At 65.7% G+C, this 26,842-nt stretch carries 22 protein-coding genes and 2 pseudogenes; 14 read left to right on the top strand and 10 right to left on the bottom strand.

Going from position 1 to position 26,842, the window contains the following annotated elements; all coding sequences use genetic code 11:
- Positions 1 to 40: 40 nt before the first annotated feature.
- The 3 genes and pseudogenes from SB786_RS09910 to SB786_RS09900 form a co-directional block, all read left to right on the top strand.
- The gene (locus SB786_RS09910) at positions 41 to 1,180 is read left to right on the top strand and encodes a porin (RefSeq protein ID WP_410727303.1); all 1,140 of its coding nucleotides are present in this window, start codon (positions 41 to 43) and stop codon (positions 1,178 to 1,180) included.
- A gap of 225 nt (positions 1,181 to 1,405) precedes the next feature.
- Positions 1,406 to 2,656, top strand: coding sequence for an MFS transporter (locus tag SB786_RS09905; protein WP_410727302.1), 1,251 nt, complete (start codon positions 1,406 to 1,408; stop codon positions 2,654 to 2,656).
- Positions 2,657 to 2,686: 30 nt separating this feature from the next.
- Positions 2,687 to 2,800, top strand: a pseudogene (locus tag SB786_RS09900) (peptidase); the annotation flags it as partial.
- A gap of 32 nt (positions 2,801 to 2,832) precedes the next feature.
- Here the strand turns inward: SB786_RS09900 and SB786_RS09895 are convergent.
- From SB786_RS09895 to SB786_RS09875, 5 genes are all read right to left on the bottom strand, one after another.
- Positions 2,833 to 3,201: a YbjQ family protein gene (locus tag SB786_RS09895; protein ID WP_166721835.1), complete on the bottom strand. Its 369-nt coding sequence runs from the start codon at positions 3,199 to 3,201 to the stop codon at positions 2,833 to 2,835.
- Positions 3,202 to 3,319: 118 nt separating this feature from the next.
- Positions 3,320 to 4,573 carry a M20/M25/M40 family metallo-hydrolase gene (locus SB786_RS09890; protein ID WP_410727301.1) on the bottom strand — a complete coding sequence of 418 codons (1,254 nt, stop codon included), beginning with the start codon at positions 4,571 to 4,573 and terminating at the stop codon, positions 3,320 to 3,322.
- A gap of 76 nt (positions 4,574 to 4,649) precedes the next feature.
- Complete coding sequence (locus SB786_RS09885) at positions 4,650 to 6,368, bottom strand: peptidase (protein WP_410727300.1); 1,719 nt, start codon at positions 6,366 to 6,368, stop codon at positions 4,650 to 4,652.
- Positions 6,369 to 6,846: 478 nt separating this feature from the next.
- Positions 6,847 to 7,791 carry a GlxA family transcriptional regulator gene (locus SB786_RS09880; protein WP_410727299.1) on the bottom strand — a complete coding sequence of 315 codons (945 nt, stop codon included), beginning with the start codon at positions 7,789 to 7,791 and terminating at the stop codon, positions 6,847 to 6,849.
- 136 nt (positions 7,792 to 7,927) lie between these two features.
- Positions 7,928 to 8,890, bottom strand: coding sequence for a helix-turn-helix domain-containing protein (locus SB786_RS09875; protein WP_410727298.1), 963 nt, complete (start codon positions 8,888 to 8,890; stop codon positions 7,928 to 7,930).
- A gap of 241 nt (positions 8,891 to 9,131) precedes the next feature.
- Here SB786_RS09875 and SB786_RS09870 point away from each other — a divergent pair, with 241 nt between their 5' ends.
- From SB786_RS09870 to SB786_RS09845, 6 genes are all read left to right on the top strand, one after another.
- Positions 9,132 to 10,289 (top strand): amine dehydrogenase large subunit, encoded by a 1,158-nt coding sequence (locus SB786_RS09870; RefSeq protein WP_410727297.1) that lies wholly within the window; start codon positions 9,132 to 9,134, stop codon positions 10,287 to 10,289.
- Between the two features lie 7 nt (positions 10,290 to 10,296).
- Positions 10,297 to 10,851, top strand: coding sequence for a MauE/DoxX family redox-associated membrane protein (locus tag SB786_RS09865; RefSeq protein ID WP_410727296.1), 555 nt, complete (start codon positions 10,297 to 10,299; stop codon positions 10,849 to 10,851).
- A complete protein-coding gene (gene mauD / locus SB786_RS09860; protein WP_410727295.1) occupies positions 10,848 to 11,483 on the top strand; it encodes a methylamine dehydrogenase accessory protein MauD in 636 nt (211 codons plus the stop codon). Before SB786_RS09865 ends, mauD begins: the two co-directional genes overlap by 4 nt.
- Before the next feature lie 38 nt (positions 11,484 to 11,521).
- On the top strand, positions 11,522 to 12,067 hold the full coding sequence (locus tag SB786_RS09855; protein ID WP_410727294.1) for a methylamine dehydrogenase light chain: 546 nt from the start codon (positions 11,522 to 11,524) through the stop codon (positions 12,065 to 12,067).
- Positions 12,064 to 12,564 (top strand): c-type cytochrome, encoded by a 501-nt coding sequence (locus SB786_RS09850; protein ID WP_410727293.1) that lies wholly within the window; start codon positions 12,064 to 12,066, stop codon positions 12,562 to 12,564. Before SB786_RS09855 ends, SB786_RS09850 begins: the two co-directional genes overlap by 4 nt.
- Positions 12,565 to 12,653: 89 nt before the next feature.
- Positions 12,654 to 13,106, top strand: coding sequence for a c-type cytochrome (locus SB786_RS09845; protein ID WP_410727292.1), 453 nt, complete (start codon positions 12,654 to 12,656; stop codon positions 13,104 to 13,106).
- 28 nt (positions 13,107 to 13,134) lie between these two features.
- Here the strand turns inward: SB786_RS09845 and SB786_RS09840 are convergent, their stop codons facing one another.
- Together SB786_RS09840 and SB786_RS09835 are read right to left on the bottom strand one after the other, a co-directional pair.
- Entirely contained in the window at positions 13,135 to 14,661 is a 1,527-nt protein-coding gene (locus SB786_RS09840) for a CHAD domain-containing protein (RefSeq protein ID WP_410727291.1), read from the bottom strand.
- Positions 14,662 to 14,880: 219 nt separating this feature from the next.
- The gene (locus SB786_RS09835) at positions 14,881 to 16,659 is read right to left on the bottom strand and encodes a SulP family inorganic anion transporter (RefSeq protein WP_410727290.1); all 1,779 of its coding nucleotides are present in this window, start codon (positions 16,657 to 16,659) and stop codon (positions 14,881 to 14,883) included.
- A 242-nt stretch (positions 16,660 to 16,901) separates the two neighbouring features.
- Here SB786_RS09835 and SB786_RS09830 point away from each other — a divergent pair, with 242 nt between their 5' ends.
- The gene (locus SB786_RS09830; RefSeq protein WP_410727289.1) at positions 16,902 to 18,029 is read left to right on the top strand and encodes an aminotransferase class V-fold PLP-dependent enzyme; all 1,128 of its coding nucleotides are present in this window, start codon (positions 16,902 to 16,904) and stop codon (positions 18,027 to 18,029) included.
- A 114-nt stretch (positions 18,030 to 18,143) separates the two neighbouring features.
- On the opposite strand, the pseudogene SB786_RS09825 reads toward SB786_RS09830, so the two are convergent.
- From SB786_RS09825 to SB786_RS09815, 3 genes and pseudogenes are all read right to left on the bottom strand, one after another.
- A pseudogene (locus tag SB786_RS09825) lies at positions 18,144 to 18,356 on the bottom strand (methionine biosynthesis protein MetW); the annotation flags it as partial.
- A gap of 2 nt (positions 18,357 to 18,358) precedes the next feature.
- Positions 18,359 to 19,558, bottom strand: a complete 1,200-nt coding sequence (locus SB786_RS09820; protein ID WP_410727288.1) for an MFS transporter — start codon at positions 19,556 to 19,558, stop codon at positions 18,359 to 18,361.
- A gap of 547 nt (positions 19,559 to 20,105) precedes the next feature.
- Positions 20,106 to 22,406, bottom strand: coding sequence for an NADP-dependent malic enzyme (locus tag SB786_RS09815; protein ID WP_410727287.1), 2,301 nt, complete (start codon positions 22,404 to 22,406; stop codon positions 20,106 to 20,108).
- 133 nt (positions 22,407 to 22,539) lie between these two features.
- Between SB786_RS09815 and SB786_RS09810 the strand changes: the two genes are divergently transcribed.
- The 4 genes from SB786_RS09810 to SB786_RS09795 all read left to right on the top strand — a co-directional run bounded on the left by SB786_RS09810 (position 22,540) and on the right by SB786_RS09795 (position 26,840).
- Entirely contained in the window at positions 22,540 to 23,511 is a 972-nt protein-coding gene (locus SB786_RS09810; RefSeq protein ID WP_410727286.1) for a LysR substrate-binding domain-containing protein, read from the top strand.
- Between the two features lie 307 nt (positions 23,512 to 23,818).
- Entirely contained in the window at positions 23,819 to 24,772 is a 954-nt protein-coding gene (locus tag SB786_RS09805; RefSeq protein WP_410727284.1) for a choline ABC transporter substrate-binding protein, read from the top strand.
- Between the two features lie 83 nt (positions 24,773 to 24,855).
- Entirely contained in the window at positions 24,856 to 25,785 is a 930-nt protein-coding gene (locus SB786_RS09800; RefSeq protein ID WP_410727283.1) for a 3-keto-5-aminohexanoate cleavage protein, read from the top strand.
- 89 nt (positions 25,786 to 25,874) lie between these two features.
- Positions 25,875 to 26,840 (top strand): L-carnitine dehydrogenase, encoded by a 966-nt coding sequence (locus SB786_RS09795; protein WP_410727282.1) that lies wholly within the window; start codon positions 25,875 to 25,877, stop codon positions 26,838 to 26,840.
- Positions 26,841 to 26,842: the final 2 nt, after the last annotated feature.

Raw genomic sequence — 26,842 nt, 5'->3', positions numbered from 1 at the left:
CGGTTCTTTCCATCGAACGGTTCAGGGAGGGTGGTCGACAATGAAGCAAAAGAAAGTTGCCGTAGCCGCTGCGCTTGCATGCGCGGCCTGTATTCCGGCCATCGGCCACGCGCAGAGCAGCGTGACGCTGTACGGGATTCTCGACGCGGGCATCACCTACGTGAACAACACGGGCGGGTCGCACGTGGTCAAGTTCGACGACGGCGTCTCATACGGGAACCGTTTCGGCCTGAAAGGCACGGAAGATCTCGGCGGCGGCCTGAAGGCCGTGTTCGCCCTCGAGAGCGGTTTCCACCTCGGCAACGGGCAGCTCGGCTTCGGCGGGTCGGAGTTCGGTCGGCAGGCTTATGTCGGTCTGCAGAACGACTGGGGCACGCTGTCGTTCGGCAACCAGCTCGACATCACCAACGAGCTCGTGTCGATCTACAACATCTCCGCGTGGGGCAGCGGCTATGCGATCCACCAGGGCGACTTCGACCGCTTCAACGGCGACCGCCTGCCGAACTCGGTCAAATTCCTGTCGAACGACCTGAGCGGCTTCAAGTTCGGCGCGATGTACTCGTTCGGCAACGTCGCCGGCAACTTCCACCGCAACAGCGCATGGAGCGCGGGCGCGAGCTACACGAAGGGCGACTTCTCGATCGGCGCCGCATACACGCGACTGAACAACCCGAACGGCATCTACGCGTTCGACCCGTACGCGATGATCGGCACGCATACGTTCCTCGGCCAGCAGACCGTCACCGTCGATCCCGCGACCGGCGCGCGCACCGATCTGTTCGGGAATACCGCGATGGACGTCGACAGCCAGGGCACGTTCGGTGTCGGCACGAGCTACACGATCGGCAAGCTGACGCTCGACGCGAACTACTCGTACACGACGATCAAGGGCTTCGGCCAGTCGTCGCACATGCAGGTGTACGAAGGTGGCGGCCTGTATCAGTTCACACCGGCGCTGAGCTTCATCGCGGGCTACCAGCACACGCGCTTCGAAGGCCACCACTGGAACCAGGGCACCGCCGGCCTGCACTACCTGCTGTCGAAGCGCACCGACGTGTACATCTCCGGCGATTACCTGCGCGCGTCGCAGGGTGTCGATGCGGTGATCGGCTACAGCTTCACGCCGTCGACCACGCAGACGCAGGCCGACGTGCGGATCGGGATGCGGCATTCTTTCTGAGTGGGATGAGGTAGATCTTTCGACGTCTTCAGCGAGGTCTCTCTTTGGCGCGAACCACGGTTCGCGTTTTTTTTTTGTGGGACGGCGGCGCCGTGCAGCGTGCGCCGGTGTCGCCGGCGCAGCGCGGGGCGGGCGTGCGGCAGGGGCGGACGGTTGGCGATATCATCGCGGTTTGGGCGCATCGCGCATCGCCAATCGCCCGCTCCCTCCGATGACGCCTCTTCGATGACCACCCCGTTACCCGAATCCAGCACCGCATCCGCGTTACCCGCCAACCTGTTCCGCCACGCACCGTTCCAGCGCTTCTGGGGCACGCGCGTGATGTCGTCGCTGGCGTTCCAGATCCTGTCCGTCGCGATCGGCTGGTATGTCTATACGCTCACGCACAGCGCGTTCGCGCTCGGGCTCGTCGGCCTCGCGCAGTTCGTGCCGATGTTCGCGCTCACGCTCGTCGTCGGGCAGGTGGCCGACCGTTACGACCGTCGGCGCATCGCGACGATCTGCCAGAGCGTCGAGGCGCTGGCCGCCGGCGTGTTCCTGTTCGGCGCGGCGCAAGGCGGGCTCACCGAACCGGCCGTGTATGCGCTCGCGGCGGTCGTCGGCACCGCGCGCGCGTTCGAATCGCCGTCGGTGTCGTCATTGCTGCCGGCCGTCGTGCCGCGTAGCGACCTGCCGCGCGCGACCGCGCTGTCGACGTCCGCGAACCAGGCGGCGCAGATTCTCGGTCCCGCGTTCGGCGGGCTGCTGTACGGCATCGGTGCGCCCGCCGCGTTCGGCACGAGCGTGGTTGCGTTCGCGATCGCGGCGGTGCTGAGCGGCACGATTCCGCTGCGCAGCGCGCCGCCGGCCCGCGAGCCGGTCACGCTGCGTTCGGTGTTCTCGGGCATCGCGTTCATCCGGCGCGAACCGGCGATCCTCGGCGCGCTGTCGCTCGACCTGTTCGCGGTGCTGTTCGGCGGTGCCACCGCGCTGCTGCCGATCTATGCACGCGACATCCTGCAGGTCGGACCGTGGGGGCTCGGCGCGTTGCGCGCGGCGCCGGCGGTCGGTGCGCTCGCGGGTACGCTGTGGCTCACGCGTTTTCCGTTGAAGGGGCGGCCGGGCCGCGCGATGTTCGGCGGCGTGATCGCGTTCGGCATCGCGACGATCGTGTTCGGGCTGTCGACGCATTTCGCGGTGTCGCTCATCGCGCTGGCGGCGTTGGGCGCGTCGGACGTGGTGAGCGTCGTCGTACGCCTGTCGCTCGTGCAGCTGCGTACGCCCGACGACATGCTCGGGCGTGTGAGCGCGGTCAACTCGTTGTTCATCGGCACGTCGAACCAGCTCGGCGAATTCGAATCGGGCGTGACGGCTGCATGGTGGGGCGCGCCGGCGGCGATCGTGGTCGGCGGCGCGGCGACGATCGCCGTTGCGCTCACGTGGATGCGGCTGTTTCCGACCTTGCGGAACATGAGGTCGCTGGAACGCGATCATTGAGCAGCCGCGTTCACTGCTATTTATTTCAAAATGCTTTCGCTGACGGGCGTGCTGTTGTGGACCGAACTGAACAAGCGCAAGACGATCGGCGCGGTGCGCGTGATCGGCTCCATCGGCGCGATCGTGTGTGCGGCCGGCGCGTGACGGGTGACGCGGGTGACGCGCCCGGTTGACGCTCAGGCGCCGGCGTCGCGCGTGACCTGCACGGCCGTGCCGTAGCAGATGACTTCCGTGATGCCCGATCCGATCTCGGTCGAATCGTAGCGCATCGCGACGATCGCATTCGCGCCGAGCTTGCGCGCATCGGCGAGCATCTTGTCGAATGCCTGCTGGCGCGCCTTCTCGCACAGCGACGTATAGAGCGTGATGTTGCCGCCGAAGATCGTCTGCAGCGCCGCGCCGAACGAGCCGACGATCGAGCGCGAACGCACGACGATGCCCTGTGCGACGCCGAGCGAGCGCGCCGTCGTATGGCCGGCCAGGTCGAACGCGGTCGTGACGCGCTCGGGCGTGAGATCGCCGAGTGAGCGGGAGAAATCGGTCATGGCGGGGCACCGTGGTGCGGAAGTGATCGAACGACGATTCTATCCGGAACCGCAAACGCGCTCGAACGGGCGCGCATGCCACGCGCGCCCGGTGCGGCCCGAGTCGGCCGAGCCGTGGTCAGGGTTTGACGGTCGCGCTGCCGTCGCCGCCGAGATCGACCGCATACGCGAGCGCCAGCTTGCCGAATTTCAGCGCGTGGTTCGCCTGCCGATCCGAATTCTCCAGCGTGTCGTTCACGGTATGGATGTATGGACTGTCGTTCTGGTCGGCCTCGAACGGGAACGACGCCGGATAGCCCTGCGCATTCCACGACGCGTGATCCGAGCACGCATACCCGCACTGCGACGTACCGATCGCGAGTTCCGGCAGGTAGGTCTTCGCGAGGTTCGTCAGGTAGGTGTTCTGCGCGGCGTTCGTGTAGTCGGTGATCAGGTAGATGTCTTTCGGATCGCCCTTGTAGTTCGTCATGTCGAGCTGCAGTACGCCAACCACGTTCGCATTCTGCGCGCGGAACTGCTTCGCGATCGCCTTCGAGCCGAGCAGGCCGGCTTCCTCGGCCGCGTATCCGACGAACTTGATCGTCCGCTTCGGCCGATAGTCGTTCGCGAGCAGCACGCGCAGCGCCTCGGTCAGGCTTGCGATGCCGGACGCATCGTCGTCCGCGCCGGGCGAGCGCGTGTTTTCCGTCGTGCGGCCGACCGTCGAATCGAGGTGGCCGCCCAGCACGACCGTGCCCGCGGCCGGATCGCTGCCGCGGATCGTCAGGATCACCGATTTTTGCGGGAAGCTGGTATGCGCGAACTGCTCGACGGCGATGTCGGTGCGCGAGCCGGCGAGCTGCTTCCACTGCAGGGCGAGCCAGTCCGACGCGGCGACGCCATGCGACGTCGTGTAATAGCGGTTCGTGAAACCGGACAGCGACGTGATCGTGCCGACGATGTTGCTGGCCTGCAGTTGCTGGATCCAGGTGCCGATCCGCGGTGCGTTCGACACCGTGTAGGCGGGCAGCGCGGCCTGCTTCGCGACTGCCGCGGATACCGGCTGCAACGCCTGGCGCGCGTCGTCGAACGAGTCGTGCACGATGTAGCCGGGCCCGTGGCCGCGCGCACGGTGTACCGCGTGGGCCAGCTCGCCGAGCCGGGCATCGTCGATCTCGACGATATGCACGGTTTCGCGGCGCACGCCGCCGTCGGCCGCACGGCCGGCGTCGAGCGCCGTGCTGTATTGGGCGGTTGCGCTTGCATCGATGCGTTGCAGCTGCCGGAACGCGGTGTCGCCGAGCGTGATCCATACGGGCGCGGCCTGTGCGGCGACGGTCAGCAGCATGCCGCCCAGCGCGGCGCTCAGGCGGGTCAATGTCAGAGTAGGCATGTTCGATCTCGTGAGGGTAGCGATGTCGAGGAAAGGGCGCGCCGCAGGTCGTGCGGCGCCCCCGCCTGCTGCGAAATTACGACTTCTGCGGCACGGTCACGCCGTACGTGCAGCTCTTGTTGTACGCGTTGCCGATCGCCGTGAGCTGCGCGCTGCTGTAGCCGAGCGCGGCCGCGGCCGTCAGCACGGCCTGCGCGGCGGCCTTCTGGTTCGTCGAGCTGTTGGTCATCGACAGCCCCTTCAGGAACGCCTTGTCCATCGCCTGCGCGCCGATCGCGTCGCGCGCGACGAGGTTGCACGAAGCCCAGTACTGGCCGGCCGTGTGGATCTCCGCGCCGCGCGCCTGCGCGTAGGTGCGCCCGACGTTCCAGTTCGTCACGCGGCCGCCCCAGTATTCGTTGTGGCCGTCCCAGTTGTAGACCCAGTGATACTGCGCGTCCGACGGGCTCCACTGGTTGAAGTCGCGGCTGTACGCGGCGGCGAGATAATCGCCGGTGCCTTCCGACAGGCCTTCCTGTTGCGACAGGCCGCCGTTGGTCACCCAGTCGTGGATGCCGTGGCCGAGCTCGTGGATCACGACGTCCGCATCTTCCGCGTCGTCGACGCCGCCCTGACCGAAGGTCAGCCGGCCGCTGCTCGACGAGTACGACGAGTTGTCGTCGCCCGATTCGCCGTGCGGGTCGTACTGCACGCCGCCCGCGTACTGGTACGGCAGCGCGTTGATGCCGAGCGTCTGGTTCACGTAGCGCAGGAACGTGTCGATGTGGTAGTACACGTTCACCGCTTCGAAATACAGGTTGCCGCGCGTGAATTCGAACGCCGGCGTTGCCTGCGCCGGGCACGCGTTGTCGCGCGGCGCATCGAAATCGACGCACGACGCATACGGTCCCGACAGCGTGTAACGCGAGCCCGACAGCGCGAGATCCTTCAGCGTCACGCGCACGCGCGCGGCCGTGAGCTGAGTGGAATCGACGTCGTTGTTGTCCTTGTAGCCCGTGCTGCCGTAGCTGCTTTTCGTCGAAGACAGCGGATCCGGCCGGAACACGAAACCGGTGCCGTCGGTCGCATAGAACGCCTTGTCCTCGGCGCGCAGCACGTCGCCGCTGCCCGCGTCGATCAGCAGTTCCCAGTCGCCCTTCGGGCCGTCCTGCGGGCGGCCGCGCACCTTCCACGCGGTATGCGTGCCGGCCTTGTCGACGAACGCGACGAGTTGCGCGTCGAGATTCGTGAAGCCGCTTACGCCGAGATACGCGCGGGCACGGTCGAGCGCCTGCTGCTGGTCGACCGCCTGCGTCTTGCGCGCGGTGGCGATCACGCCGCTGATCGTGTTGCTCGCGACGTACAGGATGCGGCCGTCCTTCGCGACGGTCACCGCGATCTCGCTGCCGTACACGGGCAGCCCGGCCGCCTGCTGCTGGAAGCGCACGACAGTGAAGTCGGCGTCGTTGCGCTCCGACGTCACCGCGAGGCTCGCCAGCGCGGCCGCGTCGAGCCCGAGCTGCGTCGCCTGCGACGCGACGAAGTCGCGTGCGGTGGCGGCGGGCGTGGCGGCCGCTTTCTTCGCGTGGTACGCGGGGTTGTACAGCGTGACGGCGACGCCGTCGGCGCGGAACTGCCCGGCGGCCGTATCGGTCCTGGCCGCGGCCGGCGCCGATGCGACGCCGCGAGTCAGGCTTTCGCGCAGGCTCGATGCCTGCGGGTTCCCGACCTTGGAATCGGCCGCGCTGCCGCCGACGATGCCGAAACCGAGCGCGAGACCCAGGGCGATCGGCAATGCTTTGCGTGATGTCTGCATACGTGATCCTCATCTCAACGGTTGGACACGCCCGCGCGCTTGTGGCGAGCAGGCACGACACGGCCCGCGCGCCGGCTCGATGGAACCGGTGCGGCGAAGCGGTGCTGGGAGCGTCGACTGACTCAGGACGACTAAGCGTCAGGTCGAAACGAATCGGGAAGGAGCGGCGGCGGGGACGCGAACGGCAGGGAGTTGCGGCGACAGCGAAGCGAGCATCGTCATGTCATACCCCTCGGATCGGCATTGATATCGGTTTGGCAGCCTGCGTGGCGCGACGTGCGCGGCCCCGGGCTCTCATCTCTTTAGGGCTGCCTATCTATTTGCGAGGTATGTTACAGAACATTTTCGGCGACATTGCAAATTATTTTCGAAGGCTGCTTCGGTCCATCGATCATTCGCCGGCATTGTTCAGCGAATGGCGGCAAACGCAGCCGGCGCGCGCAATAGCGCGCCGGATTGTACGCAAAAGCGGCGCCGTTCAGCGCGTCGCGCGGCGGTCGCTGCGCGGGCTCACGCCGAACCGCGAGCGGTATGTGCGCGAGAAATGCGACGGCGATTCGAAGCCGCACGCGACGCATACCGACGTGATGCTCATGTCGGTCTGCTGCAGCAGCTCGCGCGCGCGGTCGAGGCGCAGGTTCAGGTAGAAGTGCGTCGGCGTGTCGTTCAGCGTCGCGCTGAACAGCCGTTCGAGCTGGCGCCGCGTGACCGATATCTCCTGCGCGAGTTCGTCGGAGCCGAGCGGGTTCTCCATGTGCCGCTGCATCGTGCCGATCACCTGGATCAGCTTGCGGTTGTGCACGCCGTAGCGCGCGGCGATCTCGAGCCGCTGGCTGTCCGAACGCTGCCGGATGCGGCTGACGACGAACTGCTCGGAGATCGCCGCCGCGAGCTCCGCGCCATGCCGTCGGCCGATCAGGTCGAGCATCATGTCGATCGACGCGGTGCCGCCCGCGCAGGTGATGCGCCGCTCGCCGATCTCGAACAGCTCCTGCGTCACGTTCAGGCCCGGGTAGCGTTCGCGGAACGCGGCAAGCGCTTCCCAGTGCAGCGTGAGCGTTTGCGATGCGTCGAACAGCCCCGCTTCCGCGAGCACGAAGCTGCCGGTGTCGATGCCGCCGAGCGTCGCGCCATGGCGATTCTGGCGGCGCAGCCAGTCGGCGAGCGCGCGGTCGTAGCATACGAGCGGATCGAAGCCGGCGACCACGAACACCGTGTCGACCTGCGCGACGTCCGCGCACGCGGCTTCGGCCGCGACCGGGATGCCGTTGCTCGCGGCGACGGGCGCGCCGTCCGCGCTGATCACGTGCCAGCGGTACAGCTCGGTGCGAAACCGGTTCGCGACGCGCAACGGTTCGACCGCGGACATGAAGCCGAGCGCGGAGAAGCCGGGCAGCAACAGGAAATGGAAATCCTCTGGCATCGGGGCGTGGGGTGGAAGCGGGTGGGCGTCGCGCACCGCGCGGCACGGTGCGGCGAGCGGCCGGGCAGGTGCACAGCGCGCCCGGCTCGCGGGAGCCGAACGTTCAACACGGGATTATCGCGGGTTTTACGGCCCGTCAGCGCGTTTTTGCGCCGCTCACCGTCCGGCGCGCCGTCGTCGAAGGCAGTTCGCCGAACTGGGCCTTGTAGGCGTTCGCAAAATGCCCGAGGTGGATGAACCCCCAGCGCGCGGCCGCTTCGCTGATCGGCAGATCGGACTGCCGCGTGTCGAGCAGCAGGCGCCGCACCTGCGCGAGGCGCAGCGCGCGCGTGTAGTTCAGCGGGCCGGTTTGCACCACCGACTGGAAGCTGTTCTGCATCGTGCGCCGGCTCACGCGCAGTTGCGTGCACAGGCTCAGGATGTCGACGGGCGCCTCCGGGTGCTCGATCACGTAGTCGTGCACGCGGCGCACGATGTCGGCGTGGCACGCATGCGTGAGCCGGTTCGGCGGCCCGGGCATCCGGTAGGTGAGGAGATCGACGAGCACGTTGCCGACTTCGCCGCGCAATTCGGACTGCGCACGCGCCGCGTCGAACGCATGGGGCGCCGACAGCACGCGCTCGAGCAGCGTCGCGAGCTGGACGCTCGCGCGTTCGCGCGCGGTGACCGGCACATCGACGACGCCGCGCCGCAGCGCGCGCTCGTCGAGCCGCACATCGGCGGCATCCTCGATCTGCTGCATCAGCGTGGCATCGACTACCACGCCGATCAGCGACATGTCGTCCGGTGAATGGAGTTCGAAAGGTGCGCCGCCGCGCGCCATCACGATCGTGCCGCGCTCCATGCGCGCATCGCCGAATGCGAAGGTGCCCGCGCCGGTGAGCGGCATCCCGAACACCGTATGGCCGGGCGGCAGGCGCCCGCGCTGGATGATGCGCACGTTCGCCGTTTCCTGGAATAGCTGTACGCCGTCGAGCACCGCGTGCTTGACCGCGCTGCGATACGCGCCGGAGCCGATCTGGTCGTAACGCTGATCCCAGCCGCGCAGCGCCTCGGCATGCCGATCTGCGTCGTCGAACCTCTGATGAAACACGAGCACGGCGCCTCCGGTGGTCGTTCGGACCGCGCAAGATTAAACCGGTCAAATGGTCGGCGCAATACGGAAGAGCGCTATTCGAGCGAGGGTCTTTGAGGGGGCGGAACGTGTCGATCCGCGGTGCCTTTCAGGCCGTTTTCCAATGTCCCGAATCGGCACGCACGCGTTGCCGGTCCGGGTGCTGAACCGATTTATTGTCGAACTACAGTCGCCCCACATAACGTGAATCCCAACTGGAGGCGACATGAGAGCAAGGCGACGCACCGCGGTTTGCGCGGCGACGCTGGCGTTCGCGGCGGCGTGGGCCGGCCGCGCAGACGCGACGGAAAAGCCCGAGGAACTCGTCGTGCAGAAGATGCCGCCGTGGCATCCGCACGCGGTGTACGTCGTCGACATCGCGATGCCGACGATGACCGACGGGCGCATCTATGTGTACGACGCCGACGCGAAGAAGCTGCTCGGCCAGATCGACGGCGGTTTCGCACCCGGCCTCGCGATCTCGCCCGACCACAAGACGAGCTTCATCGCGACGACCTATTTCTCGCGCGGCTCGCACGGCACGCGCACCGACGTCGTCGAGCTGACCGACAACACGACGCTCGATCACAGCGGCGAGATCGTGATTCCGGCGAAACACGGGCAGCATGTGCCGTCGCCGTACAACACCGCGTTCAGCGCGGACGGCAAGCGGCTGTACGTCGCGAACATCACGCCGGCCGCGTCGGTGACGGTGATCGACGCCGTGTCGAAGAAGGTGCTGTCGGAGATCGACACCGCGGCATGCGTGCTCGCGTATCCGTCGCGGAACGACCGCTTCACCGCGCTGTGCGAAAGCGGCAAGGCGCTGACCGTCACGCTCGACGCGAACGGCAAGGAGGTGAAGCGCACGATGTCCGATGCGTTCATCGACGTCGACAACGATCCGGCCTTCATCAACGCGTCGCGCTACAACGGCGGCTATCTGTTCACGACGTATCACGGCAACGTGCGCAGCGCCGATTTCAGCGGCGACAAGCCGGCGTTCGGCAAGCCGTGGTCGTTGCTGACCGATGCCGAGCGCGCCGAAGGCTGGCGCCCGGGCGGCATGCAGCAGACAGCCGTGCAGGCGAAGCAGCACCGCTACTACGTGCTGATGCACAAGGGAGGCGACGGCACGCACAAGGATCCCGGCACGCAGGTATGGGTCTACGACCTGAAGACGAAACAGCGCGTCGCGCGCTGGGATCTCGCGCAGCAGAAGGTCGATCCGCTCGCGTCGATCCAGGTCAGCGAGGACGACAAGCCGCTGTTCTACGGGCTGACGGGCACGTCCGACCTCGTCGTGATGGACGCGCGCACCGGCAAGCGGCAGCACGTCGAGAAGCAGATCGGCAGTACGCCGACGCTGCTCGTGAACCCGTGAGGCCGCGATGACGCTCGATCCCGTAATCGCCACCAGCGCGCAAGCCGACGCGGCCGTCGTCGTGCTGCTCGGCGCCTTCGCGAAGATGCGCCGGCCCGCGGCGTTCCGGCAAGCGCTCGCCGGCTATCGCCTGCTGCCCGATGCGCTCACCGCGCCCGCCGCGTTCGCGATTCCGCTCGCGGAAGCCGCCTGCGCCGCGGCGCTGCTGTTTCCCGATACGCGCATGGCCGGCGCGCTCGGCTTGATCGCGTTGCTGCTCGTGTTCGCGGCCGGCATGACGATCAACATCGTGCGCGGCCACACCGACATCGACTGCGGGTGTTCCGGCTTTGCCGCCGCGCGCGCGGATGCGCCACGCGGCATCGGCTGGCTGCATGTCGCGCGCGTGCTGCTGCTCGTCGCGCTGGCCGCGACCGCGCTCGTCGAGCCGGGCGGCCGCGCGGTCGTGTGGTTCGACTACCTGACGCTGTTCTCTTCCGTGCTGCTGATCGTCTGCGCGCTGCTCACCATCGACGTGCTGCTCGCCAACCTCCCGCGCCTTTCACATCTGAGGAATTCATGATGCAAACCGCTCTCACCGTTTCCACCGCGTTGTTGTGGATCGCCGTCCTCGCGCTCGGCGCGATCTGCCTCGCGCTCGTGCGTCAGATCGGCATCCTGTACGAACGCATCATGCCGGCCGGCGCATTGATGATCGACAAGGGCCCGGCGGTCGGCGCGATCGCGCCGACGTTCGAGCTGGCCGATATTCGCGGTTCGCGGATCAAGGTGGGTGGCATCGACGCGGCGGGCAAGGCGACGTTGCTGTTCTTCCTGTCGCCGACGTGCCCGGTCTGCAAGAAGCTGCTGCCGCTGTTGCCGTCGCTGCAGGCGAGCGAATCGACGCCGGTGAACATCGTGCTCGCGAGCGACGGCGAGCTCGCCGAACACACGCGCTTCGCGCGGAAGCACGACCTCGCGCGCTTCCCTTACGTGCTGTCGCAGGAGCTGGGCCTCGCGTATCAGATCGGCAAGCTGCCGTACGCGGTGCTGCTCGACGACACCGGCACCGTGCGTGCGAAGGGGCTCGTCAACACGCGCGAGCATCTCGAGAGCCTGTTCGAAGCGAAGGAGCGGGGCGTCGCATCGCTGCAGCAGTTCGTCCATGGCGATCACGATCACGGCGGTCACGAAGAGCACGCGCAACACGCGTGATCGGCCGACCCTCTTTCAACGTCAACGGAGAACAACCCATGCGCCTGTTTGATTCATGGTTCGAACGGTCGGCGCGCGGCGTCGCGCAGCATAGTTCGCGGCGCAGCGCGATGGCGAGGCTCGGCAAGGTGCTGGTGGGCTCGGCGATGCTGCCGCTGCTGCCGGTCGATCGCACCGCGTATGCGGCCGACGCGGCGTCGGGCGCGTCGGCGGCTTCCGGTGCCGCTGCGTCGGGTGCGAGCGACGATCCGACGAGCTGCGATTACTGGAAGTACTGCGCGATCGACGGCTGGCTGTGCAGCTGCTGCGGCGGCACGTCGAGCAGCTGCCCGCCGGGCACGACGCCGTCGCCGATCACGTGGATCGGCACGTGCCGCAATCCGCACGATGGTTCGGACTACATCGTGTCGTACAACGACTGCTGCGGCAAGACGTCGTGCGGCAAGTGCTTCTGCAACCGCAACGAGCGCGAGAAGCCGTTGTACAAGCTGTCGCTGAACAACGACATCAACTGGTGCATGGCGAACGGCAATTCGAATTACCACTGTTCGGTTTCGGTCCTGCTGGGGGCAGCAAAACAATGAAAGTGATGCAAGCTGGAAAGATCGTTGTTGCGTGCGCGGCGGCTGTCGCGGGTGTTGCGTTGCCCGGTTTTTCCGGTGCGCAGCAGACCGTCCATTACCCGGCGGGCAAGAGCCTGTTCGACGCGCAGTGTGCGGTGTGCCACCAGGCCGGCGGCAAGGGACAGGACGGCCTCGCGCCGCCGCTGACCGAGTATCCGGGCAAGTACGCGACGGCCGACGCGGGCCGCGCGCAACTCGTCGCGACGCTGTTGCACGGGATGTTCGGCGAGATCAAGGTGCACGACAAGCGCTACAACTTCAAGATGCCGTCGTTCGCGAGCGCGAGCGATGACGACATCGCGAACGTGCTCAACTACGTCGTGTTCGATCTCAACGACCAGCACGGCGACGCGAAGCCGTTCACCGCGGCCGACATTCGCGCGGCGCGCGCGAAGGAGATGGACGGCACGGCCGTTCACGCGCAACGTGCGGTCGTGACGAAGGGGCTGGGGCTGTGAATGCCCAGTGCATTCGGCGGCGTGGCGGGTTGGTGCGCGGCGGCCAGCGTGCGGCGGCGTGGCGGACCGGGGCGTTTATCGCACGCCGTTTGTTTTCGTTGCTGGCGGTGGCTGCCACCGCGTGTGCGATTGCCATACCCGCCCATGCCGACGGCGCGGCCGACGCGACGCTCGCGCGACAGCACTGGGTGCTCAATTGCATGGGCTGCCACACGGCCACGGGCGGCGGCATTCCGGGCAAGGTGCCGCCGCTTGCGAACTCGCTCGGTTATTTCACGCATCTGCCGGCGGGGCGCGAGTACGTGATGCGCGTGCCGGGTGCGTCGAATTCGGCGCTATCGGACCAGGATCTCGCCGACGTGCTCAACTGGGTGCTCACGACGATGAACCGCGACGCGCTGCCGCGCGATTTCAAGCCTTATACGGCGGCCGAAGTCGCCGCGCATCGACGGCCGGCGTTTTCCGACGTCGCGACGGTGCGTGCCGGGTTGGTTCGCGCGCTGCGGGAGCGCGGGATCGACGAGGTGTCCGAACGGTACTGATTGTGCGTGGCGATGGCGTCGTGCCGATTCAGTGCGGTGGCGGCAGACGTTTGAAGCGGCTCCACAGCTTCTTCAAGGTCTGATGATCTGCCGCGGCGCGCGCGGCCAGAAAGCCTCGCGCGAAGCCCGCGCCCGGCGCGGCGTCAGGCGACGTATCAGGCAGCGCCGTCAGAAGCTTGTCCGCGACGACGGCATCGTTACGCCAGCCCAGATCGTCCTGAAGCGCGGTCAGCGCATCGACATACGAGCGGACGGCGCGCTTGCGGCACAGCGACGCGAAGAATTCGGTCGCGTATCGGACCTTCTTCGCCGCGATGCGGGCACGGTGGCGGCGGTGATCGTCCAGATCGGCCAGCCGCTTGCCGCGCTTGGTCAGTTTCCTGTGCCGACGACGCAGTACATCGGCGGCGAACGGCTGTGCAGGCTGCATGATCGCACCGCGCTGTTCGTCGGACATCTCCTCTCGCCAGCCCTTTCGGCTCAACCATGACGCGAGCTGCAACGCGAGCCGCGTGTAGCGAACCGACCCGACTGCCGCGGCCGCGCGCTGCCGGTTCTCGACGGCGATGTGCTCGCACGCTTCGCGCACCGCATGCATCTCATCAGGAACGCCGTTCGTACCGGCATGGGCGAGCGTCGTTCCCGCCAGCACCTCCCAGTCACGCGCGGCGCCGAGCTCGGCGGCGATCCAGCGCAGCTCGTCGTCGAGGCCGGGATATGCGGGAATCACTTTCGCGAACAGGTCGAGCGCGGAGCGCAAACGACGAAGCCCCACACGCATCTGATGGACGCTCGACGGATCGTGGCCGGACTCGACGCCACGCTCGTTGGCGTGGACCTGATCCAGACAGTTGCGCGCGATTTGGCAGAAGGCGTCTTCGATCGAATCGCGTTTCTTCAGTTGTAATGGTTGCGCCTTGACAGGAGGGCGGTGCTCGGCAACCAGCAGCCCGTAGCCGAGATCGGCCTTGCTCTCGTGATCGATGCGCAACGGCACGATTTCCAGCAATTGCAGTGCGATGCCGTACAGGCTTTCAGGCCGGCCCCGTTTCAGCTCCAGTTCGACCGCGGCGAGCGGGACCGAATTCGACTCCGCCTCCACGGTCCCCTTGTCGAGCGCAACCTCGACTTCAGCGCCGGACGGCAAGCGCAGCGGTAAAGCCGAACGCTTGATGCGCGTGACGAATACGGGCTGGAGCGGGGCCGCCGTGGCCACGTCGCGAACCAGCCTGCCGCAGTCGCTGTCGGCGGGCAGTCGATCCCGCAGTCGCGCCAGATCGGGGAGGTCGCCGTCGACCGGCGTCTCGAACTCGTCCCTGTCGAACAAGCCGGCCTGCACTGATCCTTCCAGCTTCAACGTCTGGATTCGATCGTTGCCGACCGCGCGTACCCGCAGGGAAGCCCCGCATCCGTGAAATGCCAGCGCGGATGTATCGAAGTAAGTGCTCTTCAGCAGTTGAGGCGCGTGGGCGCCGCTGGATTGCGCGAGCAATGGCGCGCGGCGCAACTTGTCGAGATCCTTGACCGAAACTCGTAGCTTCAACTCCCGTTCCATACTGCCTCCGATGTGGCACCTGACTATCAGACTACACCGCAGCGGCGGGACTGCCGACGCTTCCCGTCGTGCGCACTCCAGTTGAGACGATCGCGCGCAGCGCACGCGAGTTCCCACACTGAACCGTCCCTTTTGCGTTTTAAGCGCTTGCTGTCACTGGCGGAGACCGAGATACGGCTCTCCGGCCATCACGCATGCATTGATCCGAGCGATCCGTTTTCAACCCGATGCTTCGTCTTCCCAATCGTGCCACTCGACCCGATGCGTCTTCAGATAGCCGCTTACCGCCTCCCCAACAGTCGGAAAGAAGTTGCTTTCGCCGAACGTGCCAAACATCCCGTAATGCTTGAGACTGTCTTTTACTGGGCCTTTCAGCTCCGCGAAGACCAGCTTGACCTGCCGCGCCGCCAGTTCGCCATGCAGCCGTTCGAGTACATCGGCGGCGGTCAGGTCGATATCGGTCACGGGCTCCGCCGCGATGACGATCCAGCGCGCCGGCTGGGGCGACTCGTCGACGGCGCGCAGCACGCGCTCACGAAAGATCTCTCCGTTCGCGAAAAAAAGCGGCGCATCCCAGCGCAGCAGCACGAGTCCGGGCACGCGCCGCGCTTCCGGATGGCGCGACACGTCGTGATAGCCCTTCATGCCGTCGACCCGCCCGAGCACGGCGTCGTAAGGCCGCCACGCACGCCATAGGAACGACAGCACGGTGAGCAGCAGCGCCACTGCAATGCCGTTCACGACACCAAGGATTACAACGCCGACGAAACACACCACCGCCAGCACGAACTCGCTCTTGCGCAGACGATAAAGCCGCACGACGCCCCGCACCTCGATCATGTTCACGCATGCGGCAATCACGATGGCAGCCAGCGCGGATTGCGGCGTGTGCGAAAGCGCGCGTGGCGCGAACAGGAGCAGCGCGGCGACGACGGCGGCCGCCACCACGCCCGTCGCCTGCGTCTTTGCGCCCGCCGCTTCCGCGACCGGGGTGCGCGAGCCGCTCGCGCTCACCGCGAACCCTTGCACCAGACCGGCGGCGATGTTCGACAGCCCGAGCGCGACGCATTCGTGATTCCGGTCCACGCTGGTGTCGTTGCGCAATTCATAGGTACGTGACAGCACGCTGATATCCGTGAACGAAACGAGCGCGATCGCCGCGGCGCTGCCCGCGAGATGCAGCCAGTCGTCGAGCGTCACGTTCGGGATGCGCGGCACCGGCAGGCCTGGCGGGACTGTGCCGACGGTCGCGACGCCCGCGCGCCGGGACAGATCGAACCACATCACCACCACCGTCGCGCCCGCCACGGCGAGCAGCACGCCCGGCGCTTTCGGCCAGAGCCGTTTGAAGACGAGTATCAAGACGAGCGCGGCGACGCCAAGCGCGAACGATGTCGCGTTGACCCTCGATGCCGCGATGCCTTCGACCAGGTCGCGCACCTGCTCGACGAACGATTCGCCATGGCCCTTGAATCCCAGCAGCTTCGGCAACTGTCCGATGCTGATCGTCAGCATGATGCCGTTCAGGAAACCGTGCCGGATGGGCAGCGACAGAAGCTCGGTGACGAAGCCGAGCCTGAGCGCCCCGACCGCGACGCAGATCGCGCCCGTGAATATCGCAAGTGCCCCGGCAAGGGCCAGCGCGCGCGTGGAATCGCCGTGGGCAAGCGGCACGATGCTTGCGGCGATCAATGCGACCAGCGCGGAGTCGGGGCCGAGAACGAGGATGCGGCTCGGGCCGAAAAGCGCATACGCCAGCATCGCGGCGAACGATGCATAGAGGCCGCTGACGGTGGGCAGGCCGGCTGCGTTCGCGTACGCCATGCCGGCAGGCACGAGAACGGCGCTGAGCGTGATGCCGGCAAGCAGATCGTGCGGCAGCCACGGCAATTGATAGCCACGCACCGCGGCGAGGCCGGTGACCCACCGGAGTGGGCCGGCAGCGGGCTTGCGAGTCGATTGGACCGTATGTGGGCGGGCACGGCTTTTCATGTTCATCGTGGCGTGTCAGGAAACCCCGGCGGAATCGTTCGCCATCTCCGCCTGTGCCATTGAAGATTATGTTCCCGTGTCATCGGAGAGCAAGCGCGGTTTCACGATGTTGCGTTTCGATATCCGACGGCTTTCGTTAGAATCGGTCGTCGTCGAATCAAAAACGCGGATTTGCACAGGCGTGGAGGCATCGCGTCACGAATACCGCTCGCTCTCACCCCATGGCTCATCCTTTACCGGAGGCGAACGTGCCAGGATTACTTCCCGATGTCGACCGCGACGGGCTCCTCGAATATTCGGTGGTGTACACCGACCGGTCGATCAATCACATGTCGCAGCGCTTCCAGGGCGTGATGCGCGATATTTCCACCGCGCTGAAGAAAGTCTACAACGCGAAGGCGGCCGTCATCGTCCCCGGCAGCGGGACGTTCGGCATGGAGGCCGTGGCCCGGCAGTTCGCGACGAACAAGAAGTGTGTGGTCATCCGCAACGGCTGGTTCAGTTACCGCTGGTCGCAGATTTTCGACATGGGCGGCATTCCGTCCGAGTCGATCGTGCTGAAAGCGCGCCCCGTCGAAGCGGGCAGGCAAGCGGCGTTTGCACCGGCTCCGATCGACGAAGTCGTCGCGACGATTCGCGAGCACAAACCGGATCTGGTCTTCGCCGCGCACGTCGAAACCGCATCCGGGATGATGTTGCCTGATGCGTATCTGCGCGCCGTGGCCGACGCCGTGCATGCGGTCGGCGGCATGTTCGTACTGGATTGCATCGCGTCCGGCACGATCTGGGTCGACATGGAGAAGAGCGGCGTCGATGTGTTGATCAGCGCGCCGCAAAAGGGCTGGAGCGCGTCGCCGGGTTGCGCGCTGGTCATGCTCGGCCCGCTCGCTCGCGAGCGCATCGATGCGACGACCAGCACCAGTTTTGCGTGCGATCTGCGCAAGTGGCTGCAGATCTTGGAAGCCTACGAGAACGGCGGGTTTGCGTATCACGCGACGATGCCTACGGACAGCCTCGCGACGCTGCGCGACGTCATCAAGGAGACCGAAGCGTACGGCTTCGACAAGGTGAGGGCGGAGCAGCTCGAACTCGGCACGCGGATTCGTGCGTTGCTGGCCGAAAAGGGGTTCAGGAGCGTTGCCGCCGAAGGCTTTGAGGCACCGGGCGTCGTGGTCAGCTACACGGACGATGACGACATCCGCTCCGGCAAGAAATTCGCCGATGTCGGTGTGCAGATCGCGGCCGGCGTGCCGCTTCAATGCGACGAGCCCGCGGATTTCAAGACCTTCCGTATCGGCTTGTTCGGGCTCGACAAACTGCATGATGTCGATGCCGCGGTCGCGCGGTTTGGGAGTGCGTTGGAGCGGGTGCTGTAGCGCATCGGTTCGGTGTGAACGTACATGGCGGCGCATGTGGCGAAGACGTCGATGCCTTCGACGCGATCAAATGCGCCGCCTGTACCGCCGACGCCTTTGAGCTCGATAACCACAGTGCCCATCGCGGACAATGGACTCCACGGCGGCTAAATCCCACGTCGCACGGACGGTCGTCAATTCGTACTCGTCGAATAGCGGCTCGTCGAAGTAGTAGTGACTGATTCTGAGATCTGCGATACCCGATGTCACGATGCGATCCAAAGGGGCTTGCAGTGTGATCGATTTCGTATCGTCTGGCTTCGATCCGAAGCGCCCAATGTTTTCCATCGTCAGGCTCTTTTTGTAACCATGTTTGGTCGGTTCTTGACATTCAACGCGATGCCGCATGCGCCGATAATCGCCGTTGCGACTCCCACAATCATGAGAGCCATGCTCACGTGTGCCGTACTGATCATACCGGCGCTCAGAAAGCCGAGAAACACCGAAGTCTGGATGCAAAATATGTAGGCCGGCATCAGGTTGACACGCCGCTGCGGATCGATTGTCTTCATCATGAAACTCGCCGTGAGTGCATTCTGGATGCCGTTTGCCGACCCGATCAGAAACGTGGCGCACATCATGGTCCACGCTGCGTCACTCAATGCGAGCCATAAAATGCCGGCGCCGATGATGCTGGCGGCGATGGAGGCACCGGCGGCATCACCGCGTCTCGCAAACAGGCCCGCAAATAGCACGGGACCGACGATCAGGCCCACACTCAATGCGCTGATCACGAATCCATAGATTTCTGCACTGAATTGCAGCTCAGTACGCACTCGAAATATCAGGAGCACATTGAGCGTCGATGTGAGCACGACAGTCATCAACAGCGGAGCGACCGCACGGATCACGCCGGCCGTGCGAAAGAGACCGAGCAGGTCGAGTCTTCCTTTCTGCTTGGCTTGCGGGGAGGCTTGACCGGATTTCAGACTGACGGAATCCAGCGCCTTGAAACATAACGAAGTGACCGGAGCGGCGACCAACACCAGCAAAGCCAGCAGCAACAGCCCCCGTGAGCGCTCGACCATCCCATACAGCACGCCGCCGAGAGCGGGGCCGCCCACATAACCCATGTTCCGCACCGATTGCGTAATCCGATTGACGCGATCGATGTACCGCTCGTCGTTTGTATAGCCCGGAATAGCCACCATGATTGCTGCCCACAGAAGAGACCCCGTGGATCCGAGCGCCATTGACACGACGATGTAGCTCCAGAACTGATTGGCCAGGGACGCCGCAGCGATCAGAAGCGCCTGAAGGAGAAATACCGCGGGAATCGTTTTACGAGGCCCGATCCGCTGGAGGATCATGGGGGCGATCGGGCCGGATAGAATGCCGCCGATGAGACCGGCGGCAAGCAATATCGATACCGATGCAGTATCGTCAGCCAGCCTCAGTGCAAAGTTCACTTGAGCTGCTTCATCCGCGAAGCTGCCAAACGACAGGGAGATGCAGATGAAGACGAACGCCCATCGACCCCTGATGCACATCAAAGTGCCCCCTAACGTGCCAGCGATTCGGCTACGCTCAGCAAATCATTGTTAAGCAGCGTGTCTTTCCCACTTGATAAACCTGCTATGTCCACTTGCTGCCCGGCCGACAGGTGAGTCAGAAAGTCGTGCAATGTGCGACTGTATCTGAAGCTGCCGCAGTGGCCGTGGGCCGCGCCCAGGATCTCGCCGTCTTGTAATACAGGCATCCACTGCAGGGTGCTTACGGCGTTGAGCGCAATGACATCGTCCAGTTCATCTATTTCGACGATCGGACGGCCGACATTCAGGCGGCTGCTGGTGCCTGCCGGGTATGCGGGATGAATCTATATGGATGGGTTGAGTTTGTCGAGGTGGAAAAATGAATTTCGTACTTTTACGAAATTTCTATTTCGGGATGTGTTTTGTTGTCCGATTGCCTGATAAAAGAGGCGGGGTTTATCTATTTGGTTATCGCTATTGGTTTGATAATGGCGACGATTTCCCGCCCGCTGCTCAACGGGGTCGGCCGCAGCCGACCCGCGTCAAGCGATTGCATCAACAGCAATCACGCCGCCACGTTCCGATTCGCCTCGATCACCGTCAACGCCGTCATGTTCACGATCCGCCGCACCGTCGCACTCGAAGTGAGAATGTTCACCGGTGCATTGACCCCGAGCAGGAACGGTCCCACGGCAACGTTGCTGCCGGCTTCGGTCTTGAGCAGGTTATAGGCAATATTCCCCGCATCGACGTTCGGACACACGAGCAGGTTCGCCGCGCCCTTCAGCGGCGACATCGGCAGCAGCCGCGCCCGCAGCCCTTCATCGAGCGCGCAGTCGCCATGCATCTCGCCATCGGCCTCGATATCCGGCGCCTGCGCGCGAATGATCTCCAGCGCCTGCCGCATCTTCACGCCCGAAGCCGCGCTCCCCGAGCCGAAGTTCGACCGCGACAGCAGCGCAGCCTTCGGCGTCAGATTCAGCCACTCCATCTGCCGTGCCGCGGCGATCGTGAATTCCGCGATCTGCTCCGCATCGGGGTTGTCGTTGACGTGCGTATCCACCAGCGCGACCGTCCGCTGATTGAGCAGCAGGATATTCATCGCCGCGTAGGTCGACGCATCGGGCTTCCTGCCGATCACTTCGTCCACGAACCGCAGGTGATTGTGATATTCACCGACCGTCCCGCAGATCATCCCGTCCGCATCGCCGAGCCGCACCATCATCGCGCCGATCAGCGTCAGGCGACGCCGCATTTCGACGCGCGCCATTTCCTTCGAAATGCCGTCGCGGCAGCGCAGTTCCCAGTACGTCGTCCAGTATTGCGGGAAGCGCTCATCATATTCCGGATTGGTCACTTCGACGTCCTGACCGAGCCGCAGGCGCAGGCCGAACCGCTCGATACGCGCGAGCAGCACCTCCGGACGGCCGACGAGGATCGGCCGCGCGAGCTTCTCGTCGACGATGACCTGCACCGCGCGCAGCACGCGCTCGTCCTCGCCTTCGGTGAACACGATGCGTGCCTTGCCGCCGTCACGCACGAACTGGCGGGCGGTCGCGAACAGCGGCTTCATGAACGCGCCCGAGTGGTAGACGAACTGCTGCAGCTGCTCGACGTACGCGTCGAGATCCTCGAGCGGGCGCGTCGCCACGCCGCCTTCGATCGCCGCCTTGGCGACGGCCGGCGCGATACGCACGATCAGGCGCGGATCGAACGGCTTCGGAATCAGGTATTGCGGACCGAACGACACTTCGTCGCCGCCGTAGGCCGCCGCGACGATGTCGTTCTGCTCTTCCTGCGCGAGGCCGGCGATCGCGTGAACCGCGGCAATTTCCATTTCACGGGTGATGGTTGTTGCGCCCACATCCAGTGCGCCGCGGAAAATGTACGGGAAGCACAGCACGTTGTTGACCTGGTTCGGGAAATCCGAGCGGCCGGTGGCGATCACGACATCGTCGCGCGTGGCATGCGCCAGTTCCGGGAAGATTTCCGGCGTCGGATTGGCCAGCGCGAGAATCAGCGGACGCGCGGCCATCGCCTTCAGCATGTCCGCGCTCAGGATGCCGCCGACCGACAGCCCGAGGAACACGTCGGCGCCGCCGATCACGTCGGCCAGCGTGCGCGCGTCGGTTTCCTGCGCGAAGCGTTCCTTGGCCGGATCCATCAGCGTGGTACGGCCGCGATAGACGACGCCTTCGATATCGGTCGCCCAGATGTTCGCGACCGGCAGCCCGAGATCGACCAGCAGGTCCAGGCACGCGAGCGCGGCGGCGCCGGCGCCCGACGTGACGACCTTCACTTCCTTGATCGACTTCCCGACCACCTTCAGCCCGTTGATGAACGCGGCGGCGACGGTGATGGCGGTGCCATGCTGGTCGTCGTGGAAGACGGGGATCTTCATGCGCTCGCGCAGCTTGCGCTCGACCGTGAAGCACTCCGGCGCCTTGATGTCCTCGAGGTTGATCCCGCCGAACGTGGGCTCCAGGCCCGCGATGATGTCGACGAGCTTGTCCGGGTCGGTCTCGTTGATCTCGATGTCGAACACGTCGATGCCGGCGAACTTCTTGAACAGCACGGCCTTGCCTTCCATGACCGGCTTCGAAGCGAGCGCGCCGATGTTGCCCAGACCCAGCACGGCGGTGCCGTTGGTGATCACGCCCACCAGATTCCCGCGGCTCGTGAAGCGGCGCGCCTGCAGCGGATCGGCGGCGATCGCCTCGCACACGCTGGCGACGCCGGGCGTGTAGGCGAGCGCGAGATCGCGCTGCGTCACGAGCGGCTTGCTGGCGACGACCGAGACCTTCCCCGGGGTCGGAAACTCGTGATAGTCGTACGCGGCCTGCTGCTGGGTCTCTGTCTGTTTCATGTTTTTTGGTCCGGGCGTGCGCGCCAGGCCAGTCCCGACGCGATCCAGGGACGATTCTAGGGGCCGGCCATAAGGAGATGATTCTGTTTTAATATCGGTCCATCACTTTTTCATGATGGGTCCGTGGCCGGCGATGACATTCGACGCAAACGACGTGGTCCGGCGGCTGGGCGCGCGCCTGAAGATGCGGCACCTGATGCTGTTGCTGCAGATCCAGCAGCACGGGTCGCTGACGCGCGTCGCCGAGCACATGGCCAGCAGCCAGCCGGCCGTGACCAACGCGCTGTCCGAGCTGGAAAGCATGTTCGGCACGCCGCTGTTCGAGCGCACGTCGCGCGGGATGCGCCCGACCGCGCTCGGTTCGGTCGTGCTCGAGCGGGCCCGCGCGATGCTGAAGGATCTCGACCATCTCGCCCGCGAGATGGAGGCGGTCGCGGCCGGCCATGCGGCGCACCTGCATATCGGCGTGATTCCGTTTATTTCGGGACAGATGCTGTCGGCCGCGCTCAAGCGTCTGCAATCCCGGATGGAACGGCGCCTGACCGTGACGATCCACGAAGGCACCAGCGACCAGTTGCTGCTGCAGCTCAAGGACCACAGCGTCGACCTCGTGATCGGGCGGGCGTCGTCGGCGATCGATCTGGGGCAGGTGTCCTTTGAAGTGCTGTATCAGCAGCAGCCGCGGATGATCGCGAGCCGGCGCCTGGCCGCGAAACTGGCCCGCACGAGGCTCGACTGGCAGAAGCTGCACGCGCTGGACTGGATTCTCGGCGCACCGCATACGCCGATGCGGGAGCAGGTGACCGACCTGTTCCTGTCGGCGGGCATCGCGCCGCCCGTGCCGATCGTCGAAAGCTACTCGTCGAAGCTGATCGGCGAGATGATCGCGTCGAGCGACGACGCGGTGTCGATCGTGCCGGCCGATATCGCGGAAGAAATGGTGCGTATCGCCGGCGTCGCGATCGTGCCTTACTCGCTGGTCTGGACGCTGCCGCCCATCGCGCTGTTCACCCGCGCCGGCGAATCGCATGCGCCGACGCGGGATCTGCTGGTTCAGGCATTGCGCGAGATCTGCCGGGAAACCTACGTCGAAGTGCCGCGATAACGCTTGGCGGAGGCGGGTCCTGCCCGCACGGGCGGAAATCCCATTACGCGGCCCGAGCGCCGCCGCCAACGCCCGGCTCCACGCCGCATCCGGACAAACCCCCGTTCGCCGTGATTCGCCCGAAACCCCGGCGGCACAAGCCACGCCCCGCGCATAGTGGTTTCCACTCATAGTCGCAAACGGTCAAGAACAGGTCGCCGCCGGTCTTTTCGCGACCAATATGGCTCGTTACTTTTACTCCCACGATGCAGGCCGGGACGCACACCGCGAACCCGTCGGACATCGGTCCAATCGGGAGGGAGAAACCATGAAGTCGACAAAGATCGCCGCGTTCGTCGCGGCCATGCTGGCGACCGGCGCGTTCGCGACCGCGGCGCAGGCAGAAACGGATGCCGCGACCTGCCGCAACGTACGCTTCGCGGATATCGGCTGGACCGACATCACGTCCACGACGGCGCTCGCGTCGACGGTGTTCGAGGGGCTCGGCTACAAGCCGACGACGACGATTGCATCGGTGCCGATCTCGTTCGCCGGCCTGAAGAGCAAGCAGCTCGACGTGTCGCTCGGCTACTGGTGGCCGGTGCAGCAAAAGCAGCTTCAGCCGTTCCTCGACAGCAAGTCGATCAACGTGGTCGAGCCGCCGAACCTGTCGGGCGCGAAGGCGACGCTCGCGGTGCCGAGCTATGCATACCAGGCCGGCCTGAAGACCTTCGAGGACATCGCGAAGCACCGCGCCGAGCTCGACGGCAAGATCTACGGGATCGAGCCGGGCAGCAGCGCGAACGCGACGATCCAGAAGATGATCGACACGAACCAGTACGGCCTCGGCGGCTTCAAGCTGGTCGAATCTAGCGAGGCGGGGATGCTCGTGACGGTCGAGCGCGCGATCCGCGAGAAGAAGTGGGTTGTCTTCCTCGGCTGGGAGCCGCATCCGATGAACATTCAGATCAGCATGAACTACCTGTCCGGCGGCGATGCGTCGTTCGGCCCGAACTATGGCGAAGCGCGCGTGTACACGCTGACGGCGCCCGACTTCATCTCGCGCTGCCCGAACGCGGGCAAGCTCGTCGAGAACCTGCGCTTCTCGACGCAGCTCGAGAACCAGCTGATGCAGTCGGTGATGAACAAGACGAAGCCGGCCGACGCCGCGAAGGCGTATCTGAAGAAGAATCCGCAGGTGCTCGATGCGTGGCTCGCCGGCGTCAAGACGTTCGACGGCAAGGACGGCCTGCCTGCCGTGAAGGCCTATCTCGGTCTGTAACGGCCCGCGCGCCGATGCGTGCGGCGCGCAGCGACGAATCATCTGCAGTACGACACAATCCGAATCAAGCGAGGGTAGTCAGCATGAACCACGAAGTCATCATCACCTGCGCGGTCACCGGCGCAGGCGATACGGTCGGCAAGCATCCGGCGATTCCGGTCACGCCGAAGGAAATCGCGTCCGCCGCGATCGAAGCCGCGAAGGCCGGCGCGACGGTTGCGCACTGCCATGTCCGCGATCCGCAGACGGGCCGCGGCAGCCGCGATCCGAACCTGTACCGCGAAGTGGTCGACCGGATCCGCTCGGCCGACGTCGACGTGATCATCAATCTGACGGCCGGCATGGGCGGCGATCTGGAAATCGGGCCTGGTGAGGATCCGATGCGCTTCGGCAAGGGGACCGACCTCGTCGGCGGCCTCACGCGCCTCGCGCACGTCGAGGAACTGCTGCCGGAAATCTGCACGCTGGATTGCGGCACGCTGAATTTCGGCGACGGCGACTATATCTACGTGTCGACGCCCGCGCAGCTGCGCGCGGGTGCCAAGCGCATCCAGGAACTCGGCGTGAAGCCGGAGCTGGAAATCTTCGATACGGGCCATCTGTGGTTCGCGAAGCAATTGCTGAAGGAAGGGCTGCTCGACGATCCGCCGCTGTTCCAGCTGTGCCTCGGCATTCCGTGGGGCGCACCGGCCGACACCGGCACGATGAAGGCGATGGTCGACCACCTGCCGCCGGGCGCGCACTGGGCCGGCTTCGGGATCGGCCGCATGCAGATGCCGATGGTCGCGCAGGCGATGCTGCTCGGCGGTCACGTGCGCGTCGGCCTCGAAGACAACATCTGGCTCGATCGCGGCGTGCATGCGACCAACGGCACGCTCGTCGAGCGCGCGCGGGAAATCATCGAGCGGCTCGGCGGCCGCGTGCTGACGCCGGCCGAAGGACGTCGCAAGCTCGGCCTGCCGGCGCGCGGCGAGCGTCCGCTCGAACGCCGCGCGGCGACCGAATTCGCGTGAGCGTCGACGGCTGATTCAGTGATGCATTGCGGCGGCACGCACGAGGGCGGCCGCCGTCCGATTCCCCTCGATTTGAAGGATGCGTGGACATGGCTGTGAAGACCGACATCAAGACGTTCGCCGCGATCGGCACCGGCGTGATCGGCGGCGGATGGATTTGCCGTGCGCTCGCGCACGGTCTCGACGTGGTCGTGTGGGACCCGGCGCCGGGCGCGCAAGAGCGGCTGCACGCGAGCGTCGCGAATGCATGGCCCGCGCTCGAACGCGTCGGCCTCGCGCCGGGCGCGGATCCCGCGCGGCTGCGCTTTGCGGCGACGATCGAGGCCTGCGTCGCCGCCGCGGACTTCATCCAGGAAAGCGCGCCCGAGCGCGAGGCGCTGAAACTCGAACTGCACGAACAGATCAGCCGCGCGGCGAAGCCCGACGCGATCATCGCATCGTCGACGTCGGGGCTGCTGCCGACCGACTTCTACGCACGTGCGACGCATCCTGAGCGCTGCGTGGTCGGCCACCCGTTCAATCCGGTCTACCTGCTGCCGCTCGTCGAGGTGCTCGGCGGCGTGCGCACGTCGCCGGAAGCGGTCGAAGCGGCGATGGCGATCTATCGCAAGCTCGGCATGCGGCCGCTGCACGTGCGCAAGGAAGTGCCGGGCTTCATCGCGGACCGGCTGCTCGAGGCGTTGTGGCGCGAGGCGCTGCATCTCGTCAACGAAGGCGTCGCGACGACCGGCGAGATCGACGATGCGATCCGCTTCGGCGCGGGCATCCGCTGGTCGTTCATGGGCACGTTCCTGACCTATACGCTGGCCGGCGGCGACGCGGGCATGCGACACTTCATGCAGCAGTTCGGCCCCGCGCTCGAACTGCCATGGACGAAGCTGGTCGCGCCGACGCTGACCGACGAACTGATCGACAGCGTCGTCGAAGGCACGAGCGAACAGCAGGGCACGCGCAGCATCAAGGCGCTCGAACGCTATCGCGACGAGTGCATTACCGAGGTGCTGAAGGCGATCGCCGCGGTGAAGACGCGGCACGGAATGCGATTCGAGGACTGAAT

Source organism: Burkholderia sp. SIMBA_062 (assembly GCF_046534765.1).
Lineage (GTDB): Bacteria > Pseudomonadota > Gammaproteobacteria > Burkholderiales > Burkholderiaceae > Burkholderia > Burkholderia ambifaria.
This window is presented reverse-complemented; position numbering and strand designations above follow the sequence as displayed.

Bases quoted from the DNA above. Each gene is read 5' to 3' on its own strand.
- SB786_RS09800 (WP_410727283.1), top strand. From the start codon at position 24,856: ATGAACCACGAAGTCATCATCACCTGCGCGGTCACCGGCGCAGGCGAT.
- SB786_RS09835 (WP_410727290.1), bottom strand. From the start codon at position 16,659: ATGAACATGAAAAGCCGTGCCCGCCCACATACGGTCCAATCGACTCGC.
- SB786_RS09840 (WP_410727291.1), bottom strand. From the start codon at position 14,661: ATGGAACGGGAGTTGAAGCTACGAGTTTCGGTCAAGGATCTCGACAAG.
- mauD (WP_410727295.1), top strand. From the start codon at position 10,848: ATGATGCAAACCGCTCTCACCGTTTCCACCGCGTTGTTGTGGATCGCC.
- SB786_RS09890 (WP_410727301.1), bottom strand. From the start codon at position 4,573: ATGCCTACTCTGACATTGACCCGCCTGAGCGCCGCGCTGGGCGGCATG.
- SB786_RS09910 (WP_410727303.1), top strand. From the start codon at position 41: ATGAAGCAAAAGAAAGTTGCCGTAGCCGCTGCGCTTGCATGCGCGGCC.
- SB786_RS09885 (WP_410727300.1), bottom strand. From the start codon at position 6,368: ATGCAGACATCACGCAAAGCATTGCCGATCGCCCTGGGTCTCGCGCTC.
- SB786_RS09820 (WP_410727288.1), bottom strand. From the start codon at position 19,558: ATGTGCATCAGGGGTCGATGGGCGTTCGTCTTCATCTGCATCTCCCTG.
- SB786_RS09805 (WP_410727284.1), top strand. From the start codon at position 23,819: ATGAAGTCGACAAAGATCGCCGCGTTCGTCGCGGCCATGCTGGCGACC.
- SB786_RS09880 (WP_410727299.1), bottom strand. From the start codon at position 7,791: ATGCCAGAGGATTTCCATTTCCTGTTGCTGCCCGGCTTCTCCGCGCTC.
- SB786_RS09850 (WP_410727293.1), top strand. From the start codon at position 12,064: ATGAAAGTGATGCAAGCTGGAAAGATCGTTGTTGCGTGCGCGGCGGCT.
- SB786_RS09870 (WP_410727297.1), top strand. From the start codon at position 9,132: ATGAGAGCAAGGCGACGCACCGCGGTTTGCGCGGCGACGCTGGCGTTC.
- SB786_RS09905 (WP_410727302.1), top strand. From the start codon at position 1,406: ATGACCACCCCGTTACCCGAATCCAGCACCGCATCCGCGTTACCCGCC.
- SB786_RS09810 (WP_410727286.1), top strand. From the start codon at position 22,540: ATGACATTCGACGCAAACGACGTGGTCCGGCGGCTGGGCGCGCGCCTG.
- SB786_RS09795 (WP_410727282.1), top strand. From the start codon at position 25,875: ATGGCTGTGAAGACCGACATCAAGACGTTCGCCGCGATCGGCACCGGC.
- SB786_RS09815 (WP_410727287.1), bottom strand. From the start codon at position 22,406: ATGAAACAGACAGAGACCCAGCAGCAGGCCGCGTACGACTATCACGAG.
- SB786_RS09865 (WP_410727296.1), top strand. From the start codon at position 10,297: ATGACGCTCGATCCCGTAATCGCCACCAGCGCGCAAGCCGACGCGGCC.
- SB786_RS09895 (WP_166721835.1), bottom strand. From the start codon at position 3,201: ATGACCGATTTCTCCCGCTCACTCGGCGATCTCACGCCCGAGCGCGTC.
- SB786_RS09855 (WP_410727294.1), top strand. From the start codon at position 11,522: ATGCGCCTGTTTGATTCATGGTTCGAACGGTCGGCGCGCGGCGTCGCG.